At 72.3% G+C, this 9,278-nt stretch carries 7 protein-coding genes and 1 pseudogene; 3 read left to right on the plus strand and 5 right to left on the minus strand.

Going from position 1 to position 9,278, the window contains the following annotated elements:
* Positions 1 to 847, minus strand: a pseudogene (locus tag MCAG_RS33510) (hypothetical protein); the annotation flags it as partial.
* A 293-nt stretch (positions 848 to 1,140) separates the two neighbouring features.
* Here MCAG_RS33510 and MCAG_RS07600 point away from each other — a divergent pair.
* Together MCAG_RS07600 and MCAG_RS07605 are read left to right on the plus strand one after the other, a co-directional pair.
* Positions 1,141 to 2,589 (plus strand): alpha-amylase family protein, encoded by a 1,449-nt coding sequence (locus tag MCAG_RS07600; protein WP_007072379.1) that lies wholly within the window; start codon positions 1,141 to 1,143, stop codon positions 2,587 to 2,589.
* Positions 2,590 to 2,694: 105 nt separating this feature from the next.
* Positions 2,695 to 3,636 (plus strand): L,D-transpeptidase, encoded by a 942-nt coding sequence (locus MCAG_RS07605; protein WP_007072380.1) that lies wholly within the window; start codon positions 2,695 to 2,697, stop codon positions 3,634 to 3,636.
* A gap of 121 nt (positions 3,637 to 3,757) precedes the next feature.
* On the opposite strand, the gene MCAG_RS07610 is transcribed toward MCAG_RS07605, so the two are convergent.
* The 3 genes from MCAG_RS07610 to MCAG_RS07620 form a co-directional block, all read right to left on the minus strand.
* The gene (locus tag MCAG_RS07610) at positions 3,758 to 4,609 is read right to left on the minus strand and encodes an alpha/beta fold hydrolase (RefSeq protein ID WP_036372764.1); all 852 of its coding nucleotides are present in this window, start codon (positions 4,607 to 4,609) and stop codon (positions 3,758 to 3,760) included.
* Positions 4,606 to 5,043 carry a helix-turn-helix domain-containing protein gene (locus tag MCAG_RS07615; RefSeq protein ID WP_232290106.1) on the minus strand — a complete coding sequence of 146 codons (438 nt, stop codon included), beginning with the start codon at positions 5,041 to 5,043 and terminating at the stop codon, positions 4,606 to 4,608. The genes MCAG_RS07610 and MCAG_RS07615 overlap by 4 nt, the downstream gene beginning before the upstream one ends.
* A gap of 70 nt (positions 5,044 to 5,113) precedes the next feature.
* Positions 5,114 to 7,174 (minus strand): prolyl oligopeptidase family protein, encoded by a 2,061-nt coding sequence (locus MCAG_RS07620; protein ID WP_232290107.1) that lies wholly within the window; start codon positions 7,172 to 7,174, stop codon positions 5,114 to 5,116.
* 121 nt (positions 7,175 to 7,295) lie between these two features.
* Between MCAG_RS07620 and MCAG_RS07625 the strand changes: the two genes are divergently transcribed.
* Complete coding sequence (locus MCAG_RS07625; RefSeq protein WP_007072384.1) at positions 7,296 to 8,438, plus strand: site-2 protease family protein; 1,143 nt, start codon at positions 7,296 to 7,298, stop codon at positions 8,436 to 8,438.
* 15 nt (positions 8,439 to 8,453) lie between these two features.
* Here the strand turns inward: MCAG_RS07625 and MCAG_RS07630 are convergent.
* Positions 8,454 to 9,278, minus strand: an 825-nt coding sequence (locus MCAG_RS07630; protein WP_083802218.1) for a dienelactone hydrolase family protein, incomplete at its 5' end; no start/stop codon positions are given.

The raw sequence follows: 9,278 nt of genomic DNA on the forward strand, positions 1-9,278 counted from the left end.
TGCTGCGGGCCCGGCCGGTTCGGCTCTCCCGCTTCTCCTCGGCGTCGTCGCGCTTGCGGCTGATGCGGCCGAGCAGCATGGTGGTCGTCTTGCCGTCCTCGGCGGGCCTGCCGGCCATCGCCTTGTTCAGAGCGGCGGCCTGGTGCTGCTCGCGACTGCGCTTGCCGAGGTGCACGGAGAGCCGGACCATCAGCGCCATCACCACCAGCAGCACGCAGACGAGGTAGCTCAGGGTCACCCAGGACTGCGCCGGCCGGCCCGCGTTCAGGCCGTGGAACAGCGCGAACGGCCAGGCCAGGTACGCCATCGAGTGCAGCGCCCGCCAGAACCACTTGGGGCCGACGCCGACGAACCGGGCCCGGATGATGCCGGTCCACAGCACGGTCAACATGAGGAACGACGCCACCGTGCCGAGCCCGACGTAGAGCCCCCGTCCCCCGATGAACGGTACGAGGGCGTCGGTCGGCCCGGCCCGGCCAATGGCGATCTTCGTGATGACGTGGAACACCAGGCCGGCGACGCCGAGGACGCCGGTGGCCCGGTGCGCCGACTGGAGCAGCACCCGGTGCCGGATGAGCAGCACGAGCCGGTCTGTGGCCAGCAGGCCCATCATCACGGTGAGGCTGAGCGACACCAGGGCGACGACCCCGGCGAAGAACTCAGTGAAGAAGAAGCCGTACGCGTACATCATCGTGCCGGCGCCGGCCAACTCGGCACCGGCCCAGACGATCGCCAGCGCCGACCCGCCCATCAGCGCGATGGACGTCTTGGACCTGGTCCGCACCCCGCGGCTGCTGCTCGTGGTACGGACGGTCGCGGCCTTCTGGTTCTGCTGTGCCCGAGCCATCTGCTCCTCGATCGTGTAGCGGCGGCGCCCCCACCGGCCGACCCTGCTCCCCCATCGAGTACGGAACACCGGGTTCAACGGATCAGCCTGACGGTGAACTTTCCCGAGCTTTTTCCGTGGCACCTTCGAACCGTCCCGCCCTGTGCTGCGTGTAGGCGTCCCGTGCAACGACGCCCGTCCATCCGTTGACACCCACTGCAACACGCTTGTAATCTTTCCGAAAATTTCAACTCGGGCTGCAAGATGCCGGCAAGCCGCAGTTCACTCCGCCCCCCAACCCGTCAGGAGTCCCGATGCATCGACGTCGATGCCGCTCGGCGATCTTCGCCCTGGGCGTGATCGCCGGCCTGCTCGCACCGACCGCCGTGGCGGCACCCCCGGCCGCCGCGGCACCGCCCGGCACGAAGAAGGTCATCGCCAACCTGTTCGAGTGGAACTGGCCCTCGGTGGCCAGCGAGTGCACCAACGTCCTCGGCCCGAAGGGCTACGGCTACGTGCAGGTCTCCCCGCCCCAGGAGCACGTCCGGGGCAACCAGTGGTGGCTGGCGTACCAGCCGGTCAGCTACCGCGTCGAGTCCCGCAAGGGCACCCGGGCGCAGTTCCAGTCCATGGTGAACACCTGCCACGCCGCCGGCGTGAAGGTGATCGTCGACGCCGTCATCAACCACATGTCCGGCCAGGACGCCGGCGGCACCGGTTGGGCCGGCTCCCCGTACGGCCACTACGACTACCCGGGGATCTACCAGACGCAGGACTTCCACCACTGCGGGCGCAACGGCGGCGACGACATCGCCAACTACAACGACCGGTACGAGGTGCAGAACTGCGAGCTGGTCAACCTGTCCGACCTCGCCACCGAGTCCGACTACGTCCGGTCGAAGATCGCCGGGTACCTCAACGACCTGCTCTCCCTCGGCGTCGACGGGTTCCGGCTCGACGCCAGCAAGCACATGCCGGCCGCCGACATCGCCGCCATCAAGGGCAAGCTGTCCCGCTCGGCGTACCTCGTGCAGGAGGTCATCTACGGCGCGGGCGAGCCGATCCAGCCGACCGAGTACACCGGCAACGGCGACGTGCACGAGTTCCGGTACGGCAAGGACCTGGCCCGGGTGTTCCGCAGCGAGAGGCTCGCGTACCTGAAGAACTTCGGCGAGGGGTGGGGCCACCTGCCCAGCGGCCCGGCGGCGGTCTTCGTGGACAACCACGACACCCAGCGCGACGTCGGCGGGGTGCTCACCTACCGCGACCGTGGCATCTACGCCCTGGCCAATGCCTTCATGCTGGCCTGGCCGTACGGCTCGCCCACGGTCATGTCCAGCTACACCTTCAGCGACCGAGACGCCGGCCCGCCCTCCGACGTCAACAACAAGACCCTGAACACCACCTGCTACTCCGGCTGGGAGTGCGAGCACCGCTGGCGGGTGATCGCCAACATGGTCGGCTTCCACAACGCCACCCAGGGCGCGGGCGTCGCCAACTGGTACGACAACGGCAACAACCACATCGCGTTCAGCCGCGCCGGCAAGGGCTACCTCACGGTCAACGACGAGGACGTGGCCATCACCGGCCGCTCGTACTACGCCGGGCTCCCCGCCGGCCGGTACTGCGACGTGATCCACGGCGACTTCACGAGCGGGACGTGCAGCGGCCCGGTGATCACCGTGGACGCGAACGGCTGGTTTCCCGCGAACGTCCCGGCCCACGACGCGATCGCCATCCACACCGCCGCCAAGTTGAGCTGAGCACGCCGCGGGTGCAAGGAGGGGCCCCTTCTTAACGCTTTTTGCATAGGAGGGGCCCCCTGCAATCACCCCCACCACCCATCACCCGCCACCTACAGTGCATTTGTGCTGTTTGCCCGACTTACCTCACGGTGGACACTCGGCTGGCTGGTCGCCGCGCTCGGCGTACCCCTGCTGCTCGCGACCGCACTGGCCACGGCCGGGACGCCCGAGCCGGCCCGCGTGGCCCGACCGCCCACCGCCGGCCCCACCGCGCCCGCCGGGGAGGCCGGGGAGGCCGGGCCCACGGACGACCCCGTGCCCGCCGCCGCGCCCGCGCCCGCGACCCTGCCGGTGGTCGACTACGACCCGGCGCCCGCCGGCTTCCCCGCCGACCCGCGCCCGTCCGATCCCGCCCCCCTCACCGAGGGGCTGACGCCGACCCGCAAGGTCGCCGCCTACGACGCGCCCGGCGGCCGGCCGCTCGCCTTCCTCACCCCCACCATCAACGGCGTCGAGGTGACCGTGCCCATCGTCGAGCGCCGCACCGGCTGGACGGCGGTGCTGCTGCCCTCGGCCAACCGGCGGATCGCCTGGCTGCCGCCCGACGGCGGCTGGGCCACCGTGCCGCTACGCGACCAGATCGTGGTGGAGCGCCGGCCGCACCGGCTCACCTGGTACCGCGACGGCAACGCCGTGCGATCGTGGCCGGTCAGCCTCGGCATGCCCGGCCAGGAAACCCCGCTCGGGCGCACCTTCGTCCTCGGCCGCACCCCGCCGCCCGAGCCCGTGTACGGCGGGGTGGACGTCTTCGCCCTCGGCGCGATCCCCGACGACCCGGACGCCGTGCCCGCGAGCCTGGCCGGCGCGCACATCGGCCTGCACTCATGGCAGGACGACGACACCCTTGGCGAGAATGTCACCAACGGCTGTATCCGGCTGACCCGCAGCGGCCAGCGCCAACTGCTCGCCGAGGTCCGGCCGGGCACCGGCGTGCTGGTCGTCGACGCCCTGCCCACCCCGATGCCGTCGTCGATCAGTTCGATCGCCAGCTCGCCGTCCTGGTAGTCGCACCCGGCAGGATCGGGCGTCGGCGTGCCGTGCGACGTTGGGGCTGAGGGTGTTGGTAAGAGACGTGTCACCCGCCGTGCCGGGTTCACGCGGTTCCGCCGGATCGCCGAGGCGCCGTTCAACCTGGTGTTCGAGGGCTGAGGAACGCGAGCACCGCCTCGCCCTGGCCGATGATGGAGTGGCCGACACCGGGCAGCAGGCGGACGTCGGCGTGCGGGACGGCATGTTCCAGCCGCCGCACGGTGTCTCGCGAGTCGAGCAGGGCGTCCCGTTCGCCGACGACGACGAGCACCGGCATGGTGAGGCGGGCCAAAGCGTCGTCGGTGAACACCGGCAGCTTCTCCGTGCGGGGACGGAAGTGGCGGTGGATGGTGTCCATGTAGTCGACCACGGGGCCCAGCCCGGTCCGGTTGAGGCCGGTCGCCGTCATCAGCGTGCGGCGGCGGCCCCAGGCGCCGAACGGCCGGTACAGGAGTGCGGGCAGCAGCCAGCCGTACTTCTGCCGGCCGATCCCGCCCGGGCACAGGCACACCAGGCGCTCCACGCGCCCGGGCCGGCGGGTTGCGTAGTCGACGGCCAGCCAGCCACCGAGCGACGCACCGACCAGCGACGCGGCCTGCACACCAAGGGCGTCGAGGACGTCGTCAAGCCAGCCGGCGTACTCGTCACCGCCGAGGGGTGGCCGGGCGGGGGCGCTGCGCCCGGCCTCGCCGACGACGTCGACCGCGTGGACCCGCAACCGTGGCGCCCACGCCGTTACGTCGCCGGCCCACATCATGGCGTTGGTGCCCGAGCCGTGCAGAAGAACCAGCGGCGGCCCGTCCGCCGGGCCGCTGCTGATCACGAACGTGTCGCCGAGCCGGGTCGGCACGGTGCGCTGCTCGGCCGGCACGGGCCAGCGGCCCAACTGGTCGGTGTAGGCCGCCTCGACGGCGCGCTGGCCGGCGGGCGTGCGGTAGATGGTGGTCACTCGTCCTCCAGCACCATAGCGAGCAGCCGCAGCGCGGCACCGACCCGGTTCGGCCCGCCGAAGAGGATCACCTTCAGCTCGGCGCGCTCCTCGTCGTAGATCGTCTGGACGCGCAGCGGCTCGCAGTCCTCCGTGCCCGCGGCCGCGCCGACCATCGCCGCGATGCGCCGCACGGTCTCCGGGCCGACCGCGTCGACCTGCACGATCGTGGTGGCCTCGACCCGGCGCACCCGGCGCACGGTCTCCCGGGCGGGCAGCGTCGGCGGCTGCCCGGTGAACTCCGCGAGGTCGGCCGCCGCGATTCGGTACGACTTGCCCACCCGGGTGGCCGGCAACTTCCCGGCCCGGACGTAACCGCGCACCGTCTTGACGTGCAGACCGAGCAGGTCGGCCACCTCATCGACGGCGTAAAGCTGCTTATCATTCCCTATCACGCCATGAGAATAGAACAGATAGGGAGTGATAGGCAAGCATGCGCTGATGCAACCCCATGCGGAAGGGGCGTTACCCCTCCCCGCCCAGGTTGCGCCACAGGAACTCCAGGGTCAGCGCCCACACGAACGCCCGCTGCGCGTTGTTCGCCGCCGCGCCGTGCCCGCCCTCGACGTTCTCGTAGTACGCCACCTCGTGACCGTGCTCGCGCAGCCGGGCGGCCATCTTGCGGGCGTGCCCCGGGTGCACCCGGTCGTCGCGGGTCGAGGTGACGAGCAGGGTCGGTGGATACGACCGGTCGCCGTCGACGTTGTGGTACGGCGAGTACCGGCGCAGGTAGGCCCAGTCGGCGGCGTCGTCCGGGTCGCCGTACTCGGCCATCCACGACGCGCCCGCGAGCAGCCGGTGGTAGCGCCGCATGTCCAGCAGCGGCACGTGCGCGACGACCGCGCCGAACAGCTCCGGGTAGCGGGTCAGCATCACCCCCGCCAGCAGCCCGCCGTTGCTGCCGCCCTCGACGCCGAGGCGCGCCGGGGTGGTGATGCCCCGGGTCACCAGGTCGGCGGCGACGGCGGCGAAGTCCTCGTACGCCCGGGGTCGGTTCTCCCGCAGCGCGGCCCGGTGCCAGGCGGGCCCATACTCACCGCCGCCCCGGATGTTCGCCACCGCGTAGCTGCCGCCCCGCGCCAGCCAGCCCCGGCCGGTCACGCCGCTGTAGTGCGGCAGCTCGGGCACCTCGAAGCCGCCGTACCCGGTGAGCAGGGTCGGCCCGCCGGCCGCGTTGGGGTCGCCCACCAGAAAGTACGGCACCCGCGTCCCGTCGGCGGAGGTGGCAAAGAACTGGCGTTCGGTCAGGCCCGAGGCGTCGAAGAAGGCGGGTGCCCGCTTGAGCGTCTCGACCGGGCCGCCGACCTGCCCGAGCCGCAGCGTCGCCGGCTGCCGGAACCCCTCGGAGGCCAGCAGGTACGCGTCGCCGACGTCCGGGTCGGTGTCCACCACCCGGCTGTGCTCGGACTCCGGCGCACCGGCCAGCGGCTCCCGCCGCCACCGCCCCGGCGAGCCGCAAGCGCCGACCGGGTCGGGGGTGAGCACCTCCAGTCTGCTGCGCACGTCGGCGAGGGTGGCCAGGATCAGGTGGTGGCGGGTCCACGCGTGGTAGCTCAGCGCGGTGCGCTGGTCCGGCGTGAACAGCGTCGTCAACTCCCGCTCACCGGCGAGGAACGCGTCGAACCGGGCGGCCAGCAGCGCGCCCGCCGGGTGGGTGACGCCCTCGACCGTCCAGGCGGAGCGCAGCCCGATCACCAGCCACTCCCGGTGCGCGTCCCAGTGGGCGTCGGACGGCACGTCGATCCGTACCCGCTCTGCGGCCGGCGTCAGCAGGTACGCCTCGGACCGGAAGAAGTCGAGACGGCGGCCGACGAAGGTGCGCTCGTACCCGGGCGTGTGGTCGTAGGAGGCGTACGCGGAGACGTCGTTCTGTTCGCCCTCGAAGACGACCTCGGCGGACGCCAGCGGCGTGCCCCGCTGCCACCGCCGGATCACCCGCGGGTAGCCGGAGGTGGTCAGCGACCCGGGCCCGACGTCGGTGGCGGCCAGAACGTGGTCGGCGTCGATCCAGCAGACCGCGCTCTTGGCCTCGGCCAGCGTGAAGCCGTCGGCGACGAAGGCCCGGCGGACCAGGTCGAACTCGCGCACCACGGTCGCGTCGGAGCCGCCCCGGGAGAGGCTGACCAGACACCGGTCGTGCCCGGGGCGCAGCACCGTCGCCCCCTGCCAGACCCAGTTCTCGCCCTCCTGCGCGGCCAGCGCGTCGACGTCGAGCAGGATGTCCCACTGCGGCTCGGGCCGGCGGTACTCCTCGAGGGTGGTTCGCCGCCAGACGCCCCGGGGGTGGGCCGCGTCGATCCAGAAGTTGTAGTAGAGGTGGTCGCCGCGCCAGCCGGGGTAGGGGATGCGGTCCTCCGCGTCGAGCACCTCGCGGATCTCGGCCCGCAGGGCGGCGAACCGGTCGCCGCCGGTCAGCGCGGCCATGGTTTCGGCGTTGCGGTCGCGCACCCAGCCGGCGGCGTCCGGGCCGTCCAGGTCCTCCAGCCAGCGGTACGGGTCGTCGTCCTCATCGATCAGCCTCGTCACCTTTGCCACTATTCCCGGCCGGGTCAACCCCGACTCTCTGCCGGGTCAGCCCGGCGACCTCCGGGGAGATGGGGACCATCGGCCCTGGCATGGCCGGCGTTTCGCGGGGTATGACGGGCGGATGAGGGCGAGTTTCCGGATCGGCCGGATCGCGGGCGTTCCCGTCGGGGTCAACTGGAGCGTCCTGGTCATCTTCGGGTTGATCGCCTGGGGCCTGGCGGCCAGCCAGTTCCCCCGGTCGTACCCGGACCAGCCGACCTGGGCGTACGTGCTCGCGGGGCTGAGCGCGGCGGTGGTCTTCTTCCTCGGGCTCCTCGCCCACGAGGTCTCGCACGCCGTGGTCGCCAAGCGCAACGGGCTGGAGGTCTCCGGGATCACCCTGTGGCTCTTCGGCGGGGTGGCCGAGTTGCGCGGGGAGGCCCGCGACCCTGGGGCGGAGCTGCGCATCGCCGGCGTCGGGCCGCTGGTCAGCCTGGTCATCGGCTTCTTCTTCGGCGGCTTCGCCGTGCTGCTCGCCCTGACCGGGGTGGGCGGGCTGCTGCTCGGCGCGCTGGCCTGGCTGGCCGGCATCAACATCCTGCTGGCGGTCTTCAACGTGCTGCCGGCCGCTCCGCTGGACGGGGGCCGGCTGCTGCGGGCCGCCGTGTGGAAGGCCACCGGCGACCGGACCCGGGCGTCCGTGGTGGCGGCCCGGGCGGGCTGGGTCCTCGGCGCACTGCTGATCGGGCTGGGCCTGTGGCAGTTCGTACGCGGGGCGGGGTTCAGCGGGCTCTGGCTGGCGCTGATCGGCTGGTTCCTGATCGGCGCGGCCGGGATGGAGGAACGGCACGCCCGAATGGGCAGCGCGCTGCGCGGGGTGCGGGTCGCCGACGTGATGACCCCGCAGCCGCAGACCGCCTCGGGCGACATGACCGTGGCCGACTTCGTCGACCACTACCTTTTCGCGTACCGGCACTCGGCGTTGCCGCTGACCGACGACGGCCGGCCGGTCGGCCTGGTCACCCTCGATCGGGTACGCGGCATCCCGGCCGAGGCCCGGTCGGCGACCACGCTGGCCGAGGTGGCCTGCCGGGCCGACCAGCTCGTGCTGGCCGACCCGGACGAGCAGCTCAACGACCTGCTGCCTCGGCTCAGCGAGTGCGCCGACGGCCGGGCGCTGGTGGTGGCCGGCGGGCGGCTCGTCGGGATCGTCTCGCCCAGCGACATCAGCCGGGCGGTTCAGCGCGGCAGCCTCCGCGACCAGTTGACGCCGACGCCCCGCTGAGCGGCCGGCCGGGGTTCAGGAGTGCGGGCAGGTGTCGCGATACTCCTCGATCGTGGCGTCGCGCGGGGCCGGGCAGAGGAACTGTTCGTAGCGGGTGTCGTCGTCCACGAACCGCTTCAGCCAGGAGATGCTGTACTTCGCCACGGTCACGTTCGACGATGTGGGCGCGGAATGGCCGGCGGCGTTCAGCTCCAGGTACGCCTTGTCGAGGGTGGCCGGCAGGCTGGTGTAGAACGGCTCCGAGTGCGAGGCCACCGGGGCCACCGTGTCGTTCTCGGCGCCCACGACGAGGGTCGGCACGCGTACCCCGGACCATTTCTTGACGGTGTGCCAGCCGGCCAGCGGGATCGCCGCCTGGAGCGCGGGCCGGGTGTTCGCCGCCGACAGGCTGCCGCCGCCGCCCATGGAGTGGCCCATCACGGCGAGCCGGTTGCGGTCGATGCGGCTGCGCACGGCGCTGGTGCCGACCAGGTAGTCCAGGGCCGCGAGGAGCTGGGTGCCCCGGCTCGCCGGCTGGTCGAACACCGAGAGGGTGTCGATGGTGACCACGACGAAGCCCTGGGAGGCGAGGCGGGGGCCGAGCCAGGCCACAGTGGACTGTGAGTTGGTGAAGCCGGGTGAGATGGCGACCGCGCCGAACGTCCCCTCGGCCGTGCTCGTCGGGTACCACACGGTTCCGCCGCCGAAGCCGGTCACGGCGGAGCGCGCGACGGTGAGCTGGGCGGTGGCGAACGGGCCGGTGGTCGCCTCGATGCTCGCCACGGTGGGGGCGGGGCCGCGCTCGTACGGGTTTGCGGCCCTGGGCGGGGGTCGGGCCGGCGACGGCCAGGGCGAGGGTCG

The organism is Micromonospora sp. ATCC 39149 (genome assembly GCF_000158815.1).
Taxonomy (GTDB): Bacteria; Actinomycetota; Actinomycetes; order Mycobacteriales; family Micromonosporaceae; genus Micromonospora.

Bases quoted from the DNA above. Each gene is read 5' to 3' on its own strand.
- MCAG_RS07625 (WP_007072384.1), top strand. From the start codon at position 7,296: ATGAGGGCGAGTTTCCGGATCGGCCGGATCGCGGGCGTTCCCGTCGGG.
- MCAG_RS07600 (WP_007072379.1), top strand. From the start codon at position 1,141: ATGCATCGACGTCGATGCCGCTCGGCGATCTTCGCCCTGGGCGTGATC.